Origin of the sequence: Mesorhizobium sp. M0816, from assembly GCF_040320005.1 — a bacterium.
Taxonomy (GTDB): domain Bacteria; phylum Pseudomonadota; class Alphaproteobacteria; order Rhizobiales; family Rhizobiaceae; genus Mesorhizobium.
The window spans coordinates 1-22,730 of sequence record NZ_JAMYOT010000045.1 but is presented as its reverse complement, the minus strand read 5'-3'; the positions used below and the strand labels follow the sequence as shown (position 1 = coordinate 22,730).

Genomic DNA, 22,730 nt, shown 5'->3' with positions numbered 1-22,730 from the left:
CGCCGAGAAAGGCGAACAGCCAAATGTCATCGACAAGATAACGATTGCCTGCCTGCAAATATAGCGACGAACCAGCGCCACGATCATCTTGCGATCAGCCCGATCAACATCAGCGAGAAATCGTCCGAGGTCCGTGCATATTGGCGGTGCTGCCGTGTGAGCCAATTTTCGATTGCTCGACGGTGCAAGGTTCAAAAGAGGGGGAATTCCGATGCCGGACAATTCGTATGCCGGAACCACTGCCGAGCGGCTTGTCAATCCGCGCAGCGTAGGACGATTGGGGCTGATCGTGATGGCGCTGTTCCCCACCCTGTGGGGTTTTCTCGGTCTGTTGAACGATGCAACCGACTTCAAAGACACTCTGGTGAATGCCGTGAAGCCGATGATCGAAATGACCAACACCTACAGCAACCCATGGCAGCAATGGCGTGCCATCACCATGCCATGGGCTGCCCCTGTGGCACTCGTCGGCATCATGGCCGTCGAGACCATGGCGGGGATATTCGGACTGATCGGGGTTGTGCTTATGCTGCGCAAGGTGGTTGGCAGCAGCGCCGATTTCGCTCATGGCAAGGCATGGATGATGTTGGGCTGCCTGTGCGCAATCCTGGTGTGGGGCATCGGCTTCACGGTGATCGCCGGCGACTATTTCCTGTCATGGGAAGCCAAGACCATGCCGCTCTCGAACCAGCTCGGCGGAACAATCTACTTCTTGCCCAACGCGCTCGGGCTAATCCTCGCGACGCTGCATCGCGAGGGCGGCGATTACTGAGACCTCGACGCAAGGTTGTGACATGCGGATGCGACCGGCGTTGCGCGGCGCTTGGAGGTCTGGCTCTGTATCAAAGCTCGACGTTGCGGCCGCTTTGCGGACAGGAGCTATTCTCCAACTAAACCTCGGCGTGACCACGGTTTGGCCTGAGGGCGCAAGCCCACGTTTCACGGAAATAAACTCGCAGCGGCTGCTCTTGGCAAAAGCAGACGTCTCGCGGGCGTACCGCCCGAGCATGGGTGTGACCCTCACAGCCTGCTCGCTTTACGAGAAGGCCTATCGGCGTTACCTTCAAAGCCGACAAAAACGGCCAAGTAGTCTTGAGGGAGAGGGCGATGACACTGCACGGCGATGCCTTGAAAGATGCGATCAGCCAGACGCGGGCGAAATGGGGATGGTTCGTCGCGCTCGGGGTGCTGCTGCTTGTCTTCGGCGGCATTGCCTTCGGCAATCTGTTCATCGCAACCGTCGCCTCGGTCTTTGTCGTGGGCTGGCTGATGCTGATGGCCGGCATTGTCGAGATCATCCATGCCTTCGGCGTGAAGACATGGGGCCGCTTCTTCTATTGGCTGCTCAGCGGCCTCCTCTACGCCGTCGCCGGCTTCTTTGCCTTCGACAATCCGGTCCTCGCCTCGACGGTGCTGACCTTCCTCCTGGCGGTCGCGCTGCTTGCCTCAGGCGTGCTCAGGGCCTGGGTCGGCTACAGCCACCGGCCGCAGCCGGGCTGGGGCTGGGTGGTCGCGGCCGGCGTCATCAGCGCGCTGGCGGGACTGGTCATCGCCATGGGCTGGCCGGTCAACAGCGTGTGGGTTCTGGGCCTGTTCCTGGCCGTCGACCTGATCTTCCAGGGCTGGACCTTCATCGCCCTTGGCTTGGCGCTGAAGAGATAAATTCTGGTTGAGCATGATCTTAATCGGAAAACCGGATCCCAGTTTTTGCTTCGCTGACCTTCGGTTCGGGACCATGCTCTAAAAAGCTATGGCCGCGTCCAGCCCGGAAAGCGGCCTGACGCCGGCGAGCAGTGCCTTCGCCTCGGCCTCGTCGCGCTTCATCTGGGCGACCAGCGCGTCAAGCCCGTCGAACTTCACCTCCGAGCGCAGGTAGCCGAAGAAGGACACGGCACAAATCTCGCCGTAGAGGTCGCCGGAAAAGTCGAAGACGAAGGTCTCCAGCAATGGCGCGCCATTGTCGTCGACCGTCGGCCGGCGGCCGAAGCTGGCGACGCCATCGTGTAGCGAACCGTCGGCGCGGCGGAAGCGGACGGCATAAATCCCTTCATTGAGGGTGACTTCCGGCGAAAGCCTCATGTTTGCGGTCGGAAAGCCGAGTGTCCGGCCGAGCTGCTGGCCGCCGATCACCTCCGCCTCGACGGTGAAACGGTAGCCGAGCAAGCCGGCGGCCTCGGCCACATTGCCCTCGCACAGCAGCGTGCGTATGCGGCTCGACGACACCACCTCGGCGCTTTCGTCGCGAAACGCATCCACCAGCGTGACGCCGAAGCCGTGGCGCTCGCCGGCAGCCATCAGATAGGCCGGACCGCCCTGGCGGTCCTTGCCGAAATGGAAATCGAAGCCGGTGACGGCGTGGCTTATGCCGAGGTTGCGCTCGAGCACGCCGGTGACGAAAGCCTCCGCCGACAAGGAGGCGAACTCGCGTGTGAACGGCTGTTCGACCAGCGCCGCAAAGCCCAGATGCGACAACAGCCGCGCCTTCATCGGCGGCGGCGTCAGCACGAACAACGGCATGTCCGGCCTAAACACCTTTCGCGGATGCGGTACGAAGGTCAGCACCAGGGCGGGTACGCCGCGACGCTCCGCTTCGGCGCGCGCGCGTTCGAGCACCGCCTGGTGGCCGCGGTGGACGCCGTCGAAATTGCCGATAGCCACCACGCCGCCGCGCAGATGGGCCGGCAGCGGTGCGGTTGCGGAAATGCGTTCGAACATGGCCGTCATGGCTTGAACCTATTGCAGCCTGGGAATCACCGCGACCGGCCTGTAGCCATATTTTTCCAGGAAGGCCGCGAGCCTGGCCGGATCCGGCTGCAGCGTCTCACCGTAATCGCGGGCATGGATGCCGCCCGATACGTAGAGCACGTCGAAGCCATTGTCGGCCGCGCCCTTGATGTCGGTCATCATGCCGTCGCCGATGGCCAGAACTTGCGAACGCTCGACCGGGCGGCCGAGAATGACGGCGATCTCCTTCATGGCGACGTCATAGACCGGCGCGTAGGGTTTGCCGGCGATCAGCGTGCGTCCGCCAAGCTGTGCGTATTCGCGGGCCAAAGCGCCTGCGCACCAGATCATGCGTTCGCCGCGCTCGACGACGATGTCGGGATTGGCGCAAATGAAGGGCAGGTTCCTGGCACGCAGCCTCTGCAGAAGATCGGCATAATCTTCCGGCTTCTCCACCTCGTCATCGAACAGGCCGGTGCAGACCACGCCGGATGCTTCGAACTCCTCGACGAGTTCGACGTCGAGGCCCTCATAGAGCGTGAAATCCCGATCGGCGCCTATATGGAAGATCTTTCGCGGCCCTTCGGCGATCAGGTCGCGGGTAACGTCGCCGGACGTCACGACACGGTCGTAGGCGGCGGGCGGAACGCCGATGGCGCTCATCTGTGCCAGCACGTCGGCGCTGCGACGCGGCGAATTGGTGATCAGCACGACAGGTATTTTCGCCGCGCGAGCAGCGATCAGCGCGGCAGCCGCCGCCGGGAAATGCCATTCGCCATTGTGCACCACGCCCCAGACGTCGCACAGGATGGCTGAATAGGCTCCCGACAAGTCTGCGAGCGAACCGATGATGTCGGGCGAATCCGCCATGCCGTTGTCCCTGTACCATGATGCTTGCAAGCGCCGCGACCGACGGTCCGTAGCGGCCGGCCCGGATTAACCGAAGCGCTTCGCTCTGTCACCAGCTTTCGTTGTGCCCGCAAGATTGCCGCCCGGGGACGCCGGCGAGGACGTGATGGCGAAAGCCTTCTTTTTCAGAGCCTTATCGGGCTTTGCCGCGGAGCAGCATTGCCGATTGCGGACGTGTGGTTAACGGGCATTGAAAAACCGTGCCGACCTTGAACGTATTTTAGCAATCGGAAATTTAAAAATGCGTGGCATCGTCCGGAAAAAAACGGGGCGGGCGGGAATGCTGAAGGCAATGATCGGAAATTTCCGACGCGACAGACGTGGCAACTACTCCTTAATGACCGCAATCACCATTGTACCGCTGATGGGCGGGTTGGCGCTCAGCGTCGATTACGGGGAGTTGTTGCGCCAGAAGCACGAAACGCTGAATGCCCTTGACGCGGCCGGCCTCGCCGCCGCCCAGCAGATCGTCGCCGGCGCCAGCGACGACGACGTCAAGGCCTACGCCAAGACATTTTTCGAAACCAATCTCGCACGTGTCGATCCGGCGAACACAGCGCTGACCGTCACGCTGCCCAACAACAATGCCGGCGGCGGCACCTTGAAGCTCTGCGCCGGCCTCACCTTCCACCCCTATTTTCTACCGGCCGCCAGCCTGCTGATCGGCGGCACGGCAAGCGACACGACCTTCACCGAATGTTCGGAACTCCGCCTCAAGAACACCCTCGAAGTCGCGCTTGTGCTGGATAATTCCGGCTCGATGAGCGATCTCGGCTCCGGCACCGGCGAGAAGCGAATAGACCTGCTGAAGTCGGCCGCCAAGCAGCTTGTCGATACGCTGGCGCTTCAGGCGCAGCAGATGAAGCAGATCACCAAACCGGTGCAGTTTTCTCTCGTGCCGTTTGCGGCCTCGGTCAATGTCGGCCCTACCCACGACCAGGACGGCTGGATGGATCAGGACGGCAACTCCCCGATCCAGCACGAGGATTTCGACTGGACGACGATGAGTGCCGCCAACAATCCGGACAAATATGCCGAGAAGCTCAACGGCGTCTGGTACAAGCGCGGCACCGGCTGGGGCGAGACCAAGGACCAGCCGCTGACGCGTTTCAGCCTCTACGCCGACATGACGGTCGAATCGGGCCGCGAAGAGGTACCCAATTCGAAGCAATATGTCTGCGACACATAGAAGAAGAACGGCACCTGCCAATACGGCCATTGGAGCGCACCGGAATATATCTACACCACAAGCCGCTATGCGAGCTGGCAAGGTTGCGTCGAGGCACGGCCATATCCCTACAATGTCGACGACACCACGCCCGATACAGCCGCGCCGGCCACGCTTTTCGTGCCGTTGTTCGCCCCGGATGAGGCTGGCACTCTGTGGCTCGATTTCAACCGTGACGGCATCAACGACGTCATCGGCACGTCCTACAATTACGGCAACAACTGGTGGGCCGATTGGCCCTATGTCGCCGGTCCTACCGCTTCCCAGCGCCAGTCTGACATGCGCAAATATTTCCTGGTAAAACCATACGGTTCGCAATCCGCAGCCGCAGGCGATGGGCCGAATTCCTCCTGCACCACCAACCCGATCACGCCGTTGAAGGACGTCAGCCAGGACGCAGAGAAGCAGGAGATCAAGGACGCCATCGACGCCATGGCGCCGAATGGCAACACCAACGTGCCGGAGGGCCTTGCCTGGGGCTGGCGAACTGTATCGAGCAACCCACCGTTCACCGATGGTCGGCCGAACAGCGAGAGGGGCAACGACAAGGTGGTCGTGGTGCTGACCGACGGAGCCAATACTTATAGTGCCGTCAGCGACGGCAGCTACGCCAACAACAGGTCGACCTACGCCGCCTACGGCTACACTGGGCTGACCTATCCGGGATCTGGAAGCGTAACCCGCCTGTTCATGAATACCAGCACCGATATCGGCAAGACCACCTATACCGGTGCCAACTACACGGCAGCACTCGACGAGCAGATGAAAACGCTCTGCGCCAATGCAAAGAATTCGAACATTCTGGTGATGACGGTGGCGCTCGACCTGTCGCCCACAGATGCCGGCGACAAGAAGGCAATCGATGCGCTGAAGGCGTGTTCGTCGGATTCGCGCTTCCGCAAGGATTCGGCCGACCCGAGCAAGCCGGCCAAGCTGTTCTGGAATGCGACGGGCGCGACTCTGTCGGACAATTTCAAGGAAATCGCCAACGAATTGTCGAACCTGCGCATCGTCGGCTGAAGGCGATGGGATTGGAGACTAAGGCAGGGGCTCCGGCGCACTGGCGCAAAGGCTCCTGCCCTCATGCCCTTGCGGGTGATGGAAGCATGTGGTGAGTGTCCTCATCCGGAGATGCGCTCTTGCCTGAACCCGCCAACCACCTTGCCTTTGCGCTGGTCTGCCTCGGCATGGTGCTGACGCCCGGCCCGAACATGATCTATCTGATCTCGCGCTCGCTGTCGCAAGGGCCGAAGGCCGGGCTGATCTCGCTGGGCGGTGTGGCGCTCGGTTTTTTGTTCTATGTGCTGTCGGCGGCGTTCGGCATCACCGCGCTGCTGCTCGCCGTGCCCTTTGCCTATGATGTGCTGCGCCTTGCCGGCGCGCTTTATTTGCTGTGGCTCGCCTGGCAAGCGGTGAAGCCCGGCGGGCGCTCGCCCTTCCAGATCCGCGAACTGCCGAAAGACAGGCCGCGCAAGCTGTTCGCCATGGGCCTGATGACCAACCTGCTCAACCCGAAGGTGGCAGTGCTCTATCTGTCGCTGCTGCCGCAATTCATCAGCCCCGGCAAGGGCCACGTGCTGTCGCAGCTTCTGGTGCTCGGTGCCACGCAGGTCGCGATCAGCCTGACCGTCAACGCCATCATCGCGGTGACGGCCGGCTCGATCGCCATCTTCCTCGCCGGGCGGCCGCTATGGCTGGTGATCCAGCGCTGGATGATGGGCACGGTGCTGACCGCGCTGGCCGTCAAGATGGCAACCGACGCGCAACGCTGATCGGTCCTACATCGGCCGCCTGACCTGCTGTGCCCGCTCCGGTTCGACCACCCTGCGGTAGAGATGCCAGGTCGCGTGGCCAAGGATGGGCATGACGACGGCAAGCCCGGCAAATAGCGGGATCGAGCCGATGACCAGGAGCACGGCGACCATCAGGCCCCACAGCGCCATCTGCAGCGGGTTTGTCATAACTGCACGCGCCGACGTCTCGACTGCCGAGACCGCGCCGACGTCGCGATCGAGCAACAGCGGAAAGGCGACGACAGTCGTCGCCAGCACGATCGCGGCGAAGGCGAACCCGGCTAGGTTGCCGAGCAGGATCAGCGTCCAGCCCTTGCTGGTCGTCAGCACTTCGCGAATAAAGCCGACGATAGAGGCCGGAGGCTGATTGCCGTACAGGCTGGTGTAGATCGATTGCGCGGTGAACAGCCAGAGCAGGAACAGTACCACCAGCATGATACCGATGACTGCAATCGCGGGCAGCGCCGGCGAGTGGCGCACGTCGAGCGCATGCCACCAGGATGTATCCATGCCGAACTCGCGCCGGCGGCTGATTTCGTAAAGGCCGATAGCGGCGAACGGACCGACCAAAGCGAACCCGGACATCAGCGGATAGATGAGTTGGATGGCGTTCGAGCCCGAGGTCCACTGCGTCAGGATCAGGCCGACCACCGGATAGATCAGGCACAGGAACACATAATGCGACGGCTTGGCCCAAAAATCCTCTACGCCGAGACGGAGCGCATCGAGCAGATCCTCGGTGCTGATGCGGCGCACCGTGGGCTGTACATGCATTCCACGTGCGTCCGCCATGACATGAAAGCCGGCCATAACCTTTCTCCCGTGGGTCGGGACGGCCGCCGCCAGGATGGCCGCCCGTAGCTGCCACTTCTCGTATAAGCACTATGATAGTCGATTTAGGGGTGATTGTCGCCAAGTCGATGGTCACGATGGTAAATCCCGGTTATAGATTTCCGACGCCACCATCGACGAGCAGTTCCGTGCCAACGACGAAGCTCGACTCATCCGATGCTAGAAACACCGCCGCCTTGGCGAGTTCCCAGGGTTTGCCCATCCGGCCGATCGGCACTAGCGCGCGTATCTGATCGCCAAGCGCCTTCTCGTCCGCTTCGGGCAGACCCAGCTTGCCCAAGGCCGGCGTCTCGGTCGGCCCGGGGCTGAGGCCATTGACGCGAATACCGCGCTCGATCATCTCACCCGAGAGGGTGCGCGCCAACGACAGGAGGCCAGCCTTGCTGGCGGCGTAGGCGCTACTCTGGGGCAGGCCGATATGGGCACTGACCGAACCGCACAGGATGATCGATGACGGGTTGGAGAACATCGGCAACAGGGCTTGGATCAAAAAGAACGGCCCCTTGAGATTGGTCTGCATCAGACGGTCATAGACCACCTCGTCCCAATCCTGCAGGGGCTGATGCATCACATCGCCGGCGTTGATGTTCAGTATGTCGAGCCGAGGCCAGCACTGCGCGAGTTCGGCGGCAAGCGCACGCTGATCGGCGAGGTTGCCGGCATCATTCCTGATCACCTGCGCCGATCCGCCCAGCTCGCGCTGCGCAGCTTCCAGCCCGGACGGGCTCCTGCCAGTGATTGCCACCGTCGCACCCTCGGCCAGGAACTGGCGCGCGGTTTCGAGACCGATGCCACTGGTTGCCCCGGTAATGAGGGCATATTTGCCTTTCAAGCGACCCATGATTTGCCTTCCCAAAGACGATGAGAATGGCATTGTCGACACGATAGTATGCTTTGTATAGTAGGCACCGAACGGGTACTAAAGGAAATAATTTCATGGCGCAGGCAAAAGCCATCGAGGTAACGCCAGTCGAAGGCGGAAATGGCACGACCGATCGTTGCCCGATGATCGATTTCGTCAATCTGGTTTCGGGAAAATGGGCCATTCCCATTCTTTATCGCCTGATCGTCACCGGTTGTCCGATCCGCTTCGGCGAGCTCCAGAGGGCCGTCGCACCGATTACGCAAAAGGAGCTCACGCGGCAGTTGCGCCTGTTCGAACATCGCGGTCTGGTCTATCGGAGGGTTTATGCCGAGATGCCGCCGCGCGTGGAGTATGAGATAACGCCGCTGGGTGGAACCTTGCGTGGCACGCTGGATTCGCTGGCCGACTGGATGCGTGTCAACGCATCCCACCTGATCACCTGACTAATCGTGCACGGATTGTTTGCCCTGCCCGGCTAAAGCCACGGGCGGTCACCGCGCGGCACCACACTTTGGCGCCGCGCGGCTGAGATGCGTGACAAAAGCTAGGCAGCGAAACGATCGATCACTTCGGCCAGCGGGACATGGCCAAGACAGGCACCCGAACCCGCCGGCTTTTCGCCACCCTCGATGGCCTGTGCGTAACGCACGGCCGGATCGGCTTCGATCCTGCCGCGCAACGCGGCCAGCTTGGGGTAGGTCGCGCTGTCGACCGCCTGGTGGAACTCCGCCCAGCGCGCCACGCCAATCAGCGTGGTATCGGCAAGCGTCAGCCGATCGCCGACCAGAAAGTCCGTGTCGGCGATCATCGCCTCGAGCTGGTCATGGCGGTTTGTAACGATCTTGCGGCCAAAGCCACGCAAGGTTGTCAGCAGCACCGGTTCCGCCGATTCCATTTCATATGCAGCCCAGAGAGGGGTGAAGGCGGCGGTGAAACCGGTGTTCACGAAAGCCATCAGCTGATGCATCCGGTCGCCCTCCGGCGAGCGAGGATCGAAGCTGATACGGCGTTGCGTGTCGCGGGCTTCGAGCCAGGCGGCAATCGCCATGGTCTCGGTGAGCACCCTGCCCTCGTCCGTGATCAACACCGGCGTTTCCTGACGGCCGTTGATGCTGGCATAGGCATCGTTCTTCATCTCAGAGAGCATGTCGACACGACACAGGCGGTAGCGTTGTTCGAGGCGTTCAAAAGCAGCGACAAGCCCCATCGAACTTCCCAGCGGGAAGCCGTAAAGGAGAATAGGTTCCATTTCTTTGTCTCTTCCATGATTTAGGGATCACGCTGCGCAGCGAAACTTGACCCTAAACGCTGGTCGCCCCATGTAAATTACGCACTATTCTGTAACCAGGTCCCCGCCATGAAAGATGTCGTCTCACGCTGCCCGATCGAGGAGACCATGCGTGTGCTCAGCGGTCGCTGGCCCACCTTGCTGCTCTACTACCTCAAGGACGGTACCAAGCGCTTCAGCGACCTGAGGCGTGACAATCCGACAGTGTCGCACCGCATCCTGGCGCTCGAACTACGCAAGCTGGAGGAAGCCGGGATTGTGCGGCGAACAGCGCATGCCGGCTATCCGCTACACGTGGATTACGACCTGACGGAGCCCGGTCTCAAGCTTGTGCCGCTCATCGACGCCCTGGGCGATTGGTGGGAAGATACCGAGGACGATCGGGCCAGCCGGGCTACATCGACGCCGGAAACCAAACTCGTGGCGGCGGAATAGCCGACCGGCGATCACCGCGCCGCCAAGAACTGCCGGCGAGAGCCCAGCGCTCCAAGCCGTTCATACATTAGATCCCGCAAGACCAAGGCGACCGGCTATGAGGCGCGCCATTGTGGTCGGCCAAACCGGACAAGGCACGGGCCATCCAGCACCAACTCCTGTAGCATAGCTCGCCAATCCCGATCACCTGACCCGCCGTTCGATCTCATTGCCCGATCAGATCGGCTTGACTATGCTGGATGGCTGTCGCTTTCGATTCTGACATGAATGAAGAGCCTACTTATCCTCTTGAAGTTTCTCCTGAGACTTTGCCATTTGATCGTCCCCAAGTTCCATATTGTGCATCGTTGCAATCAACCATTCATCATGATCCCGCGTCGCCACTACGCTGATTAATCCGCGCCGACGCGGCCATTCGTTTCCCATCGGATCGAGCGCGCCAGTCATGGACCACCGCAGGTCGAGCGTGGCAACATCAGGGCGAACAAGCTTGTTCCGCACGCTTTCGGCGGATAGATGGCTGTGCTTGAACATCTTCTCAAAAATTGGGGCATGGAACTGCTCGATCTTGTCACGTCCAGTCGCCTGCATACCGAAGACGTTTGTAAACTCGGCATCTGCCGCGAATACGGCGGCAAAGGCGCGAGCATCGTGACGATTCCAAGCTTCGATCAGCCTGTGCGCGACACTTTCCACCCCTTCAGTTCGGATGTTACCGGTAGCCATGCTGATCTCCTGTCATATAGTTCGGTTGCCATACTATATGGGCACCATATAAGTTTGGAAAGATGGATAATCAGCCATACACGCAGTCTCTGCTTCTCTATGCTTATCAATCGTCGGCGAGCGCTTTGGTCCAGGTTCTCCGGGAGAGCGGCCATTCGGCAATCAAGCCCAAACACGGCGCTGTATTCGCCAACATCGACGCGGAGGGAACCCGACCCAGCGTCCTCGCAGAGCGTGCGGGCATTGGCAAAGCATCGATGGGTGAGTTGATCGATGAACTGGAGCGCCTCGGTTATGTTCGGCGCTCGCATGATCCGAACGACCGACGGGCCAAATTAATCGTTGCAACTAACGCGGCGCTTGCGGTGATCCGGACCGTCCACGATTTCAATCAGCGTCTCGAAGACCAATACCGGAGGCTGCTTGGTGCTCAGGCGTACGAATCGCTCCGGTCGTCACTGCAAGCGATATCCCCCAGAGAAAATTTGCAACCGAGGATACCTCGCCAGCGCTCGTCAAGCCGCAAAGATGGGGCAAAAGAAACTCTCGGTCCGTGAATGCCTGACTGGGTATCGAGCCCCTGGGCGTATCGAGCCCGAACAGCCGCCTGGGCGAATGCCGCCATCCGAGCAAGCCTGTTTCGATTGAGCAGTGAAATCAATCTGACACAGTGCCATCACGTCGAAACCATCATCACGCATTTCACCGCCCTGCCCGGCAAAAGCCATGATCGCGGTTATGTCAGGCGGGCATGACCGTTACGAAAATCGAAAATTATGAGGCCCAACCAAGCCTAAGCAGGCGCGTGCTGCTCAGAGCTGCCGGCCTTGGCGCCCTTGCCGGGCTCGTCGCCTGCGCCACCGTGCTGCCCACCGGCGAAGGCGCCGGTGTCTCTGCCTCCGCCGCTGGCACGCTGGCCGGCATCCGCGCTTCGGCGGGTCTCTGGCCGCTTGTCCCCGATGCGCCGCTCGAGCAGGCGGCGCTGCAGCAGGCCGGCTATATGGCGCGCGGCGGCCGAATGAACCACACCACCGGCTGGGGCAAGGACTTTGCCTCGCGCGTCAAAGACAATGGCATTGCCGGCGCTGCCGCCGAAAACATCGCCGAAGGCCGCTTCGACCAGCAGAAGCTGTTTGATATCTGGGTGCATTCGCCAGGCCACCGCCGCAACATGCTCGACCCGCGCTTCACCCGCTTCGGCCTCGCCTATGTGCGCGACGGCCGCGACAGCACGCTTCGCTACTGGTGCCTTGTGCTCGGCAGATAACTTCCGCCATTTGGTCGGCAGAAGCCTGCTGGCGACCGATCCGTCAGTCTTTGCGGCCGCCGCCGAGCAATTCCTCGACGTCCTGCGCACAAATCGGCCTGCTGAAATGATAGCCCTGCATTTCGTCGCAATTGTTTCTGCGCAGGAAAGCCACCTGATCATCTGTCTCAACGCCCTCGGCGATGACCCTCAGGTTGAGATTTTGACCCAATGAAATCACCGCGCTGGCCACAGCCTGATCGTTCTCGTCGGCGGCGAGATCCTTGATGAAGGACTTGTCGATCTTCAGCCGCGCCACGGGAAAGGTCTTGAGTGCGCTGAGGCTGGAATAGCCGGTGCCGAAATCATCGATCGAGATCTGGACACCCAGGCTTTGCAGGGCGTTCATGGTGGCGACCGCCAGCTCGATATCCTGCATGATAAGGCTCTCGGTCACCTCCAGCTCGAGATACCTGGCCTCCAGGCCGCTGTCCTTCAGCGCGCTGACGATGCGATCGATCAGGTTGCGCTCCCTGAATTGCCGCGCCGACACATTCACGCAAACGGTCAAGGGCGGCAGTCCTGCGTCTTGCCAGGCTTTGTTCTGCCGGCACGCCTCATGCAGAACCCAGTCGCCGATCGGTACGATCAGACCTGTCTCCTCGGCGGTCGGGATGAACATCGTCGGCATTACCGTGCCAAGCGTTGGGTGGTTCCAGCGTATCAGCGCCTCGACCGCAAAAACCCGACCTGACCGAAGGTCCACCTGCGGTTGGTAGAGCAGCGTGAATTCCGAACGCGCCAAGGCGTTTCGCAACTCTTCCTGAAGCACGAATTTTTCATGCGCCCTGGTGTTGAACTCCGGAGCGTAAAACTGGAAATTATCGCGGCCGAATTCCTTGGCGCGATACATGGCCGCGTCGGCATTTGCCAGCAGCGTATCGGGATCCGTCCCATCCTTGGGATAGTTGGCAATGCCGATGCTGGCCGTCGCCCGCACAAGATGCGCTCCGAGCTGAACCGGTTCGGCGAGTGCAGCCCTGAGCTTTTGCAAGGTCTCGGAAACGAGATCGACGTTCGCCGGCTGGTCGAAAAGCACGACGACGAATTCGTCGCCGCCAAGCCGCACGACGGTATCGGTCGCCCGGACGCAGTCGACCATGCGACTTGCGACGGTCTTCAGAAGCTCGTCGCCGGCATTGTGGCCGAGCGTGTCGTTGACGAATTTGAAATTGTCCAGATCGATGAACACCACCGTCACCCAGCGATCGTATCGCTGGGCGTACAAGACCGCCTGTGAAAGCCGGTCCTCCAACAAGGCGCGATTGGGAAGCCCGGTCAGCACGTCATGATTGGCCATGAAGTGTATCCGGTCTTCGGCCTGTTTGCGTTCGATGGCGATCCCGGCGATGCGCGTGGTGAAATCGATGAGGCGGGTCTCGGCCTCGGTCGGCTCGCGCACCGTCATAGAATACATCGCAAAGACGCCGAGCACGGCGCCCTGATGCGACAGGATCGGCGTCGACCAGCATGAACGCAAACCGTGTGGCCGCGCGAGTTCGCGATAGTCCTGCCAAAGCGGATCCTGCATGATGTCAGCGACAATCACCGGCTCGCGCCGATAGACTGCGGTACCGCAAGACCCTGCCCTTGGGCCTACCGCGGCGCCGTCGACGGCGTCGGTGTAGTCTCTCGCCAGGCTCGGCGCGGCGGCGTGGCGCAAGTGGCTGCCATCCTTGTCGAGCAGCAAGACCGAACCGAATATCCCCGCCAGTTGGGACTCGACCAGACGCATGAGCCGCTCGAGCACGTCTTCGAGGGGAGCGCTCTTTGCAATCATCTCGAGGATATGCGCCTGCCCGTCGCGAAGGATTTCGGCCTGCTTGCGCGCAGTGATGTCGCGGGCAATGCCGACGAGGCCGAAAATGTTGTTCTGAACGTTGCGCAACGGCAGTTTCGTAGACAGGAACCATTTGCCGGTGCCTGACGCATCGACGACGAACTCCTCCTCGTCGATCATCGGTTGTCCGTCGCGCATCAGTTGCTGCTCGATGAGGCGAAATTTCTGCGCAAGATCCGGCGCGTGAAGGTCGAAGTCGCTCAGACCGATCATGTCGCTCGTGCTGTCTCGACCGCTGTCGGACGCAATGGCTCGGTTGGCGACGACGAAGCGGCTTTCGGTGTCCTTCACCCACATGTAGTCAGGCACCAGGTCGATCAGCGTCTGCAAGGAGATACGCTCGTCGACGACCAAGCGGTTGGCGCTGAGCTCGCTGATGTCCTCATGCGTGGCCACCCAGCCGCCGTCAGGCATCGGCTGATGGCAGACCTGAATTGTCCGGCCATCGGCGAGCTCGGCTGTCCAGTTCCCCGAAGCCGTGCCCGAATTGACTGCCCGGGCCAACGCCAGATAAGCGTCCGCATTCATTGCCGAGGTTCCGACAGCGACGCGTCGCTCGACGATTTCGCGCAGCGCCGCACCCGGCTGCAATTGCTCCGGTGCAAGGCGATAGATTTCCGCATAGCGTCGATTGCACAGGATCAGCCGTTCATCGGCATCAAAGAAACAGATGCCTTGCGAGATGTTCTCGATCGCGGTCTGGAACCGCAGTGCCTGGTCCTCGAGTGCTGCAATCGTCGCGCGCAGCTCGCGTTCGAGGGCTTCGTACGAGGCAGTCGCCAGTTTAGCCAGCGTCGTTAGATTGGCGGATTCGGGTGCTTCGGCGGTTTGCCTGGATGACTTCGTGGCCAAACACAATTCCTCCCGCTGATGCTTGAGGCAAGCAAAGGAGGCTCGCCTTCAACCCAAAAGCGACTGCATATTGGTCCGGATATACTAATGGCAGGTGAACCTGGCTCAACGCCGACGCTACCGGCACAGGCAACGGAAGCCGTGAGCCGGTCGCGGTGCCGGAGCCGTGAGACTTAGTCCATATGCGCGGCAGGCGCCCCACCGGCGGGCGGCGCAGCCTTTGGCTTGCGCAGCAGGAAAACAAAGGGGACAGCAAGCAGTGTCATCATCATCAGCAGCTTGAAGTCATTGACGTAGGAGATCATCATCGCCTGGATATTGACCATGCGATCCATCAGCGACAGCGCCGTCGGATCGCCGCCCGCCGCTGCCGGCGATGCCGCCCAGAGGTTGGGATTGAACGGATTGATATAGGCCGAGAGCTCGGCGTGGTTGATCTGCGTGTTGCGTACCAGCAGAACCGTCACCACCGATACGCCGATCGACGAGCCAAGATTGCGCACCAGGCTGAACAGCGCCGTTGCATCGGTGCGGAAACGTGCGTCGAGCGTGGCGAAAGCCACGGTGGACAGCGGCACGAACACCATTCCCATTCCAAGGCCCTGGATGACGCCGGAACTGAGGATAAGCCAGTTGTCCATCTGCGGCGAAAAGCTCGACATCGTGTAGAGCGATTGCGCGGTCAGCAGGAAGCCGATGACGACGAGGATCCTGGCATCGATCCTGTGCATGATCCGCCCGACGAACAGCATCGCGATCATCGTGCCGACACCGCGCGGCCCCAGGACGACGCCGATGGTGAGGGTCGGATAGCCGAAGATGGTCGACAGCATTGGCGGCAGCAGCGACATGCTCGCCAGGATGAGCACGCCCATGACAAAGATGAACGCCAGCCCGGTGACGAAATTGCGATCGAGGAAGATCTTGGGGTCGATAAAGGGGTGCTCCGCCGTCAACGTATGTATGGTGAATACCCAGAAGCCGGTGATGGAAAGACCAAGCTCGATCCATATCTCGATCGAGGAAAACCAGTCGACCTCGCCGCCGCGATCGAGCATCAGCTGCAGCGCGCCGACACCGAGCGAGAGCATGGTGAAGCCGAAGAAATCGAAGCTGCGCACCCGCCGGGCGACGCTGGGAAGATATGCGGCCATGCCGAGGAAGGCGATGATGCCGACCGGCAGGTTGATGAAGAACACCCAGCGCCAGTTGAAATTCTCGGTCAGCCAGCCACCCAGCGTCGGGCCAAGGATCGGTCCCAGCATGATGCCCGCGCCCCAGATAGCCATGGCCTGGCCGTGGCGTTCCCTGGGGTTGATGTCGAGCAGGAAGGTCTGCGACAGCGGCACGATGGCCGCGCCGAACACGCCTTGCATGAGCCGGAACAAAACGATGGTCTCAAGGCTCCAGGCGATGCCGCACAGCATTGAAAAGACGGTGAAACCGACCACGGCCGTCAGGAACAGCTCCTTGCGACCGAAGCGGTCGGCCAGCCAGCCGGTCACCGGCGTCATGATCGCGGCGGCAACGATGTAGGAGGTCAACACCCAGTTGATGTTGTCGGGGGAGGCGCCGAGATCGCCGGTCATGGTCGGCAGCGCAACGTTGGCGATCGTCGTGTCGAGCGCCTGCATGATCGTCGCAAGCATGAGCGCAACTGTGATCAGGCCGCGGTGCGGTACTTCGCGAAAGGGTTCTGGGCTGCTCATGACGTAAAACTTCCAGCAGGTAACAAAAACGTGTACATTAGGTTTCCGGACGGCGAGGCCCCGCTGTAGAGAGACCCTCATCGCGGTGGGACGCGAGCATCGATGTGGGGGTTACATCGACTGAGCGTCTCGACAAAGCGGGCGCCTGCCGCCCGGAAACCTGAGGACCGAAGATCCTGCGCGGCGTTGTCTGCTCAGGCAGGCTACAGCGCAGCCCGTCTACGCATTCAACTTTTCCTGCGCCTCCCTCGGACCAATCCTGCATCCATCTCGCTGTTTGCTATGCGGCCGCTACCAGGCCTCTTTACCTGGCCTCGCCTGCCGTGGCGCGGCGGAAAATGCTCGGCAGCCCGCGGGAAACGCCGGTGTCCACCGTGACGGTCGCGCTCATGCCGGTGCGCAGCGCCGCCTTGGCGTCGGCATCGGTCAATTCCAGGCGGACCGGAATGCGCTGCGTGACCTTGACCCAGTTGCCGGTAGCGTTCTGCGCGGGCAGCAGCGAGAACTCGGCGCCGGTGCCGGCGCCGATCGCCTTGACGGTGGCTTCGAACGTCTTGCCCGGATAAGTATCGACCATGATTTCGGCCTTCTGGCCGGGTTTCATGTTGGTGAGCTGGGTTTCCTTGAAATTGGCGTCGACCCAGGTGTCGCCGGTCTCAACCAGCGAAAACAGCGGCGTGCCCGAACCGACATACTGGCCGACCTTGAACGAAGCGGCCTGGCTGATGATGCCGTCGGCAGGTGCCTTGACCGTAGTCTGGACCAGATCGTAGGCCGCCTTGTCGCGTGCGGCGAGCGCCGCCATTACCGTTGGATGCTTGTCGGTCTCGATGTCGGGATTGCCGCCAAGTGCCGCCTTGGCGCTGACGATCCCTTGCTGGGCCACGGCCAGCTGCTGCCTCGCCTTGTCGAGGTCGTTCTTGGCTTCGTCCAGAGACGACTTGGCGTTGATGCCCTTCTGGGCAAGGTCGGCGGCGCGGTCATATTGCGACTGCGCGTACTGGACCTGGCTTTCGTCGGACTTCTCCTGCGCCAGCGCCTGGCTGTAGGCCGCACGCAACTGCTCGACATTGAGCCGTGCGCCGGCCACCGCCGCGTCGGCCTGGGCCAATGCGATCCGGTAGGGCTCGGGATCGATAGCGAACAACACGTCGCCCTGCTTGACAGACTGGTTGTCGAAAATGTCGACCTGAACGATGCGGCCCGCCGTATCGGCGGCTATCGACACCTTGGCCTGCTGCAGATTGGCGTTCTCGGTCTCCTGATAGCGGCCGCCGGTCACCCAGACATAGCTGCCGCCGGCGATCAACGCAGCGGGCAGCACAAACATCAAAAGGAAGCGGCCGGCACGGCGCTTCTTCTTCGGCGCCACCGGTGCCGGAGCTATCTGCGGAGCGACCGTTACCGGAGCTGCCGCCGGCTTCGCGGGAGCTTCCATCTCCAGCTTGGCCGCATTCTCATCTAGTTTGGCTACCGCGTTCATCCTGCTGCGCCTTCCGTATTCTTCACTTTTTCCGAGGGCGGCGTCTCACCATCTGCAAGATTCTGCACCATTGTCTCCAGCGCCCTGACCAGGACGCGGCGATCTTCCGGCGAAACGCCAACGAGCGATTCCTCATAAACCTCGCCGGCAAGGCTCTTGACATGGGTGTAGGCCGCGTTCGCCTTGGCGGTCGGGAAAATCATGCGCACTCGCCTGTCGGTTGCGTCGGAACGGCGCTCGATCCAGCCGCCCTCCTCCATGCGATCGACAAGACGCGAGACGCTGATCGGCTCGATTTCGAGAAGCTCGGCAAGCCGCGCCTGCGCGACACCCGCCTCCTTGGCGACACGTACCAGAAGCCGCCATTGCGCCGAAGAAAGGCCGAAACCACTGGCGCGCGCCTCGAAGCGCTTGCGCATCAGGCGCTGCACGTCGTGGATCAAAAAGCCCAATCTGTCGATGCCGTCGGAAACCATGAGCGACATATATAATAAGCGTGCTCATAATTCAAGGAGCCGGATTGTGCCAGAAGCCGGCAAGTGTGCATGGCAGTCGGTGCAGGGCGATGTGGTTAGCAATTTATTACGCCGGGCGCTTGTGACGAGCATGCGGAAGATCGGCGTTCAGATGCTCAGACCATCGATCTCATCCAGGCGGAAAACGCTTCGATATGCGCTTGTCGGGGGTGATTGGCTACGCAGGCAAGGTAAAAGCCATAGCCTGGCAGACAGAGATCATGTGCCTTGACTAGCCTGCCAGCCTCGAGTTCGCCACTGACGACCACATCGCTGCAGATAGCGATACCTTGGCCTGCCGCTACCGCGTCAATCGCGTGCAGCTCTTCGCGGAAGCTTAGGTCCCATGCCTGGTTGGCATTGGGGATGCTGGGATCGATCGAGCGTGCGATCGCCAGCCATCGTTGCCAAGTCGGCGCTTCCGGGTCGCGGTTCGTCCAATTGAAATGGATGAGCGGGTATTGCAGCAGATCGGCGGCGCGCTCGATCTGTCGGTCGCCTCCTGCGAACAGCTCCGGGCTGCATACCGGAAAGAATGCGTCCCGAAAAATTTCCTGCGCGGGAACATCCCGCGGCATCCTGCGCGCATAGCGGATCGCGACGTCGGCGTCACCGGCTCGCAGGTCCAGAACAGCGTCTGTCCCGATGATCTCCAGTGGAATGTTCGGATGCTGTTCGCGCCACTTCGACAGGCGCGGAACCAGCCATCGGCTGGCAAATGCATTTGGGCTCGTCACGCGCAACGGGCGTTGGCCAACTCCGGCCGAAGCTGATGCTATTGCCGCAGCGAAAGCGTCGAAGCCGCTGCAAATTACCGGGAATAGCCGTTCGCCCACGCCTGTGAGCACGAGCGGTCGTGGGCGCCGCCGGAACAGCAGTTGCCCACAGACCTCCTCCAGCAATCGAATCTGGTGGCTGATGGCCGTTGGCGTCACTCCGAGTTCCGTCGCGGCCTTCCTGAAGCTCATCAGCCTGGCAGCGGCTTCGAAGGCGCGAAGCGACCCGAGCGGCGGAAGTTTTCTCATCCAGGCAGTTTAGATGAATTTAGCTCATCCAGCGACTGAGATATTCGATTTTGCAGCGAATGGCGCCGCATGAGATCATTGTGATCCGGTGAACGACAGCGGCCTGTCCAACCGTGCTGGATCACGAAGGGTATCCCTTGATGAGCATGTTCAAGCTTATAGACGGTTCCGAGCCGACGTTGCAGGCGCCAGATATCGCCCGGCTCAGGCAGGCGATTAGCGGCGATCTGATCCTTGCGGACGACCCTGGCTATGACCAGGCGCGCAGAGTTTGGAATGGCATGGTCGATAAGAGGCCGGCGGCTGTCTTCTATTGCGCCGAATCCAGCGATGTCGTCACGGCCGTCAACTTCGCCCGATCGCAAGGCTTCCTCGTCGCCGTCCGCGGCGGTGGTCATAACGTCGCCGGCAGTTCGGTATGCGACGGCGGCTTGGTGATCGATGTGTCACGCATGAAGCGGATCGAAGTCGACCCGATCCGCCGTGTTGCGCGCGCAGAAGCCGGCCTGAACCTGGGCGAGTTCGATGCAGCCACACAGGTCCATGGTCTTGCGACGACCATAGGTGTCAACGCGGATACCGGCATAGCCGGACTGACACTCGGCGGCGGGTTCGGCAAGCTTGGCCGCAAACATGGACTGAGCTGCGACAACCTTGTCGCTGTCGAAATCGTGACAGCGGGCGGCCGGTTGCTCACGGCAAACGCGGCCGAAAATGCAGATTTGTTCTGGGGCATTCGGGGCGGCGGCGGCAATTTCGGAATAGTCACCACCTTCGAATACAAGCTCCATCCCGTGGGTCCGCTCCTCATCGCGGGATCGATGCTGTACCGCTACGAAGAGGCACGCGAAGCGATGCGGTTCTATCGTGCGTTCTCGAGCGGCGCCCCGGATGAGCTGAGCCTGGATGCAGCACTTGTGACGGTGCCCTCGGGCGAACGCTTCTTCAGCATATCGGCGTGCTACATCGGCCCACTCGACGAAGGCCAGCAAATCATTCAACCTCTGAGAGAGTATGGCACGCCAGTTGAGCGCCGGATTGCTCCTGTCCCCTATCTTCAAATCCAATCGGCCGGGGACAGCCTCTTTCCGCGCGGGCGGCGCTACTACTGGAAGGCGCAGTTCATGCGCGAAATCACAGATCAGGCGATCGATACCATGCTTGCGGCTTACATGGCTGCACCCAGCGAATCGCTTCTGGTCCTGCAGCAGGTTGGCGGCGCCATCTCGCGAGTACCGATGGACGGAACGCCCTACGCCAACAGAGATGCACTTTACGATTGCTTCCCGATATCGATCTGGGACAATCCGTCTGACGACGAAACGCACATCCGATGGGCGCGCGACCTGTGGGATGCAATGAGACCGTTCTCGACCGGCGGCGTCTATGCGAATAATCTCGGCGAAGAGGGCACTGATCGGGTTCTGGCGGCTTACGGCGAGAATTATTCGAGGTTGGCCGCACTAAAGAACAAGTATGATCCCACCAATTTCTTTCGCTTGAACCAAAACATTAAGCCTGTGACCTGAGCGACCGCCCCAGGCCGATGCTCGAAATTCTGCGGCGCTGCTACAGCTCCAAATTCCAGTTCTGGCCGACCAGATCCTTGCCGAAGGAATGGTGGCGCTCCTCGTTGGTCAATTTAAAGCCCGCAGCCTCATAGATGTGGCGAGCGGCGGCGAGAACGTCGTTGGTCCACAGCGTCAGTGTCCTGTAACCCCTGGCGCGGCAAAAGCCGGCACATTCCTCGACCAGCCGCTTGCCGATCCCGAGGCCGCGCGCCGAAGGCTCGATATAGAGCAGGCGCAACTTCGCCACCGCGTCCGACTGGCGCACGACGAAGACCGAGCCGACGACCTCCCCTTCCCGCTCGGCGATCCAGCTGCGTTCCCATTTCGGATCGAAGGATTTGACGAAGGCACCGAGGATTTCGGCGACCAGCGCTTCATAGGTTTCGTCCCAGCCATATTCCTGCGCGTAGAGCAGGCCCTGGCGATGAATGATCCAGCCGATGTCGCCGACTTGCAGGGGCCGCAGCATATAGGGAATTTTGGGCTCGGCGCTTCCGCCCAGCAAACGCTGCACCGTCTGCATGGCCTTGACCAGCCTGTCCTGTTCGGCAACCGAAAGCCGTTCGAGCAAAGCCGCGACCTGGTCGTGCGAACCCTGGTTCAGCGGCGCGAAGGCCTGCCGCCCGGCCTTGGTCAGCGCGATCGACGAGCGCCGCGCATCCGCCTCGATCGTGGCGCGCTCGACCAGATCACGCTCCTCGAACTTCTTCAGCAGCCGGCTGAGATAACCGGCATCGAGGCCGAGATCGCGCGCAAGGTCGGTGGCGGTCAGGCCATCGCGATGCGCCAGCTCATAGAGCACCCGCGCCTCGGTCAGCGAGAAGGTGCTTTTCAGCAGCCCTTCGTCGAGCAGCCCGATCTGGCGGGTGTAGAAGCGGTTGAAGGCTCGCACCGCGTCGATCCGCTCCTTGCCTGGGTGATGATGAATGGTCATGGCATCCTCCTCCCGGCAAGATCAGCGATTTAGTTGACTTGGTCAAGTATCCGTTTGAAGCAATTGTCCTGATTATGCCCAGCGGGCGCCTTGACTCGCACGAGCTGCCAGCCTATTTCAGCGCCACGTTAGCACTCCCCCAAGATGAGTGCTAACCACATGTCCGGCGCCGCCGGACGGAGGAACTGTTCTCACCATTCTCATCGAGGAATAAAAAATGGCAAAGTCGAAGTTCCGCCCGCTTCATGACCGCGTGGTCGTTCGTCGGGTCGAATCCGAATCCAAGACCGCGGGCGGGATCATCATCCCCGATACGGCTAAGGAAAAGCCGCAGGAAGGCGAGATCATCGCCGTCGGTTCCGGCGCCCGCGACGAAGCCGGCAAGCTCGTCCCGCTGGACGTCAAGGCCGGTGACCGCATCCTGTTCGGCAAGTGGTCGGGCACCGAAGTCAAGCTCAATGGCGAAGACCTTCTGATCATGAAGGAATCCGACATCATGGGCATCATCGGCTGAATATCGGCCTCACCCTCGTTTAAATCTTCGGGCTCAATCCAAGCCCCTGCCAGGAGCTAAAAATGGCTGCCAAAGACGTAAAATTCTCCCGCGACGCTCGTGAGCGCATGCTGCGCGGCGTCAACATCCTCGCCGACGCGGTGAAGGTCACGCTCGGCCCC

At 61.2% G+C, this 22,730-nt stretch carries 21 protein-coding genes and 1 pseudogene; 10 read left to right on the top strand and 12 right to left on the bottom strand.

The window, feature by feature from the left end:
• Positions 1 to 211: 211 nt before the first annotated feature.
• On the top strand, positions 212 to 772 hold the full coding sequence (locus tag NKI17_RS33885) for a DUF2165 family protein (protein ID WP_352907554.1): 561 nt from the start codon (positions 212 to 214) through the stop codon (positions 770 to 772).
• Positions 773 to 1,107: 335 nt separating this feature from the next.
• Complete coding sequence (locus tag NKI17_RS33880) at positions 1,108 to 1,662, top strand: HdeD family acid-resistance protein (RefSeq protein WP_352579223.1); 555 nt, start codon at positions 1,108 to 1,110, stop codon at positions 1,660 to 1,662.
• Positions 1,663 to 1,740: 78 nt separating this feature from the next.
• Here NKI17_RS33880 and NKI17_RS33875 read toward each other — a convergent pair whose 3' ends face one another.
• Entirely contained in the window at positions 1,741 to 2,724 is a 984-nt protein-coding gene (locus NKI17_RS33875; protein ID WP_352569769.1) for a bifunctional riboflavin kinase/FAD synthetase, read from the bottom strand.
• A 9-nt stretch (positions 2,725 to 2,733) separates the two neighbouring features.
• Positions 2,734 to 3,594, bottom strand: a complete 861-nt coding sequence (locus tag NKI17_RS33870) for a TIGR01459 family HAD-type hydrolase (protein WP_352907553.1) — start codon at positions 3,592 to 3,594, stop codon at positions 2,734 to 2,736.
• Between the two features lie 331 nt (positions 3,595 to 3,925).
• On the opposite strand from NKI17_RS33870, the pseudogene NKI17_RS33865 reads away from it, so the two are divergent.
• Positions 3,926 to 5,881 (top strand): annotated as a pseudogene (locus NKI17_RS33865) (pilus assembly protein TadG-related protein).
• Positions 5,882 to 6,000: 119 nt separating this feature from the next.
• Positions 6,001 to 6,633, top strand: a complete 633-nt coding sequence (locus tag NKI17_RS33860) for a LysE family translocator (protein WP_023674336.1) — start codon at positions 6,001 to 6,003, stop codon at positions 6,631 to 6,633.
• Between the two features lie 6 nt (positions 6,634 to 6,639).
• Here the strand turns inward: NKI17_RS33860 and NKI17_RS33855 are convergent, their stop codons facing one another.
• Positions 6,640 to 7,464 carry a DUF2189 domain-containing protein gene (locus NKI17_RS33855; protein WP_352569767.1) on the bottom strand — a complete coding sequence of 275 codons (825 nt, stop codon included), beginning with the start codon at positions 7,462 to 7,464 and terminating at the stop codon, positions 6,640 to 6,642.
• A gap of 133 nt (positions 7,465 to 7,597) precedes the next feature.
• Complete coding sequence (locus NKI17_RS33850; RefSeq protein ID WP_352569766.1) at positions 7,598 to 8,347, bottom strand: SDR family oxidoreductase; 750 nt, start codon at positions 8,345 to 8,347, stop codon at positions 7,598 to 7,600.
• Between the two features lie 95 nt (positions 8,348 to 8,442).
• Between NKI17_RS33850 and NKI17_RS33845 the strand changes: the two genes are divergently transcribed.
• Entirely contained in the window at positions 8,443 to 8,814 is a 372-nt protein-coding gene (locus NKI17_RS33845; RefSeq protein ID WP_352569765.1) for a winged helix-turn-helix transcriptional regulator, read from the top strand.
• Positions 8,815 to 8,915: 101 nt separating this feature from the next.
• Here NKI17_RS33845 and NKI17_RS33840 read toward each other — a convergent pair whose 3' ends face one another.
• On the bottom strand, positions 8,916 to 9,620 hold the full coding sequence (locus NKI17_RS33840) for a glutathione S-transferase family protein (RefSeq protein ID WP_352569764.1): 705 nt from the start codon (positions 9,618 to 9,620) through the stop codon (positions 8,916 to 8,918).
• 108 nt (positions 9,621 to 9,728) lie between these two features.
• Here NKI17_RS33840 and NKI17_RS33835 point away from each other — a divergent pair, with 108 nt between their 5' ends.
• Positions 9,729 to 10,094, top strand: a complete 366-nt coding sequence (locus NKI17_RS33835; RefSeq protein ID WP_023674333.1) for a winged helix-turn-helix transcriptional regulator — start codon at positions 9,729 to 9,731, stop codon at positions 10,092 to 10,094.
• Between the two features lie 276 nt (positions 10,095 to 10,370).
• Here the strand turns inward: NKI17_RS33835 and NKI17_RS33830 are convergent, their stop codons facing one another.
• Entirely contained in the window at positions 10,371 to 10,820 is a 450-nt protein-coding gene (locus NKI17_RS33830) for an SgcJ/EcaC family oxidoreductase (protein WP_352569763.1), read from the bottom strand.
• A gap of 62 nt (positions 10,821 to 10,882) precedes the next feature.
• On the opposite strand from NKI17_RS33830, the gene NKI17_RS33825 reads away from it, so the two are divergent.
• Together NKI17_RS33825 and NKI17_RS33820 are read left to right on the top strand one after the other, a co-directional pair.
• The gene (locus NKI17_RS33825) at positions 10,883 to 11,377 is read left to right on the top strand and encodes a MarR family winged helix-turn-helix transcriptional regulator (protein ID WP_051406070.1); all 495 of its coding nucleotides are present in this window, start codon (positions 10,883 to 10,885) and stop codon (positions 11,375 to 11,377) included.
• A 194-nt stretch (positions 11,378 to 11,571) separates the two neighbouring features.
• Positions 11,572 to 12,087 (top strand): CAP domain-containing protein, encoded by a 516-nt coding sequence (locus NKI17_RS33820; protein WP_352907552.1) that lies wholly within the window; start codon positions 11,572 to 11,574, stop codon positions 12,085 to 12,087.
• A gap of 43 nt (positions 12,088 to 12,130) precedes the next feature.
• Here the strand turns inward: NKI17_RS33820 and NKI17_RS33815 are convergent, their stop codons facing one another.
• From NKI17_RS33815 to NKI17_RS33795, 5 genes are all read right to left on the bottom strand, one after another.
• Positions 12,131 to 14,818: an EAL domain-containing protein gene (locus NKI17_RS33815; RefSeq protein WP_352907551.1), complete on the bottom strand. Its 2,688-nt coding sequence runs from the start codon at positions 14,816 to 14,818 to the stop codon at positions 12,131 to 12,133.
• A 173-nt stretch (positions 14,819 to 14,991) separates the two neighbouring features.
• On the bottom strand, positions 14,992 to 16,527 hold the full coding sequence (locus NKI17_RS33810) for a DHA2 family efflux MFS transporter permease subunit (protein ID WP_023674328.1): 1,536 nt from the start codon (positions 16,525 to 16,527) through the stop codon (positions 14,992 to 14,994).
• Positions 16,528 to 16,831: 304 nt separating this feature from the next.
• Positions 16,832 to 18,010 (bottom strand): HlyD family secretion protein, encoded by a 1,179-nt coding sequence (locus NKI17_RS33805; RefSeq protein WP_352907550.1) that lies wholly within the window; start codon positions 18,008 to 18,010, stop codon positions 16,832 to 16,834.
• Positions 18,007 to 18,486, bottom strand: a complete 480-nt coding sequence (locus NKI17_RS33800; protein ID WP_023674326.1) for a MarR family winged helix-turn-helix transcriptional regulator — start codon at positions 18,484 to 18,486, stop codon at positions 18,007 to 18,009. Before NKI17_RS33800 ends, NKI17_RS33805 begins: the two co-directional genes overlap by 4 nt.
• A 155-nt stretch (positions 18,487 to 18,641) precedes the next feature.
• On the bottom strand, positions 18,642 to 19,550 hold the full coding sequence (locus NKI17_RS33795) for a LysR substrate-binding domain-containing protein (protein WP_352907549.1): 909 nt from the start codon (positions 19,548 to 19,550) through the stop codon (positions 18,642 to 18,644).
• 140 nt (positions 19,551 to 19,690) lie between these two features.
• On the opposite strand from NKI17_RS33795, the gene NKI17_RS33790 reads away from it, so the two are divergent.
• Positions 19,691 to 21,079 (top strand): FAD-binding oxidoreductase, encoded by a 1,389-nt coding sequence (locus NKI17_RS33790; protein WP_352907547.1) that lies wholly within the window; start codon positions 19,691 to 19,693, stop codon positions 21,077 to 21,079.
• A gap of 40 nt (positions 21,080 to 21,119) precedes the next feature.
• Here the strand turns inward: NKI17_RS33790 and NKI17_RS33785 are convergent, their stop codons facing one another.
• Entirely contained in the window at positions 21,120 to 22,055 is a 936-nt protein-coding gene (locus tag NKI17_RS33785; protein ID WP_352907546.1) for a bifunctional helix-turn-helix transcriptional regulator/GNAT family N-acetyltransferase, read from the bottom strand.
• A 217-nt stretch (positions 22,056 to 22,272) separates the two neighbouring features.
• Between NKI17_RS33785 and groES the strand changes: the two genes are divergently transcribed.
• Complete coding sequence (gene groES, locus NKI17_RS33780) at positions 22,273 to 22,569, top strand: co-chaperone GroES (protein ID WP_006203049.1); 297 nt, start codon at positions 22,273 to 22,275, stop codon at positions 22,567 to 22,569.
• Positions 22,570 to 22,730: the final 161 nt, after the last annotated feature.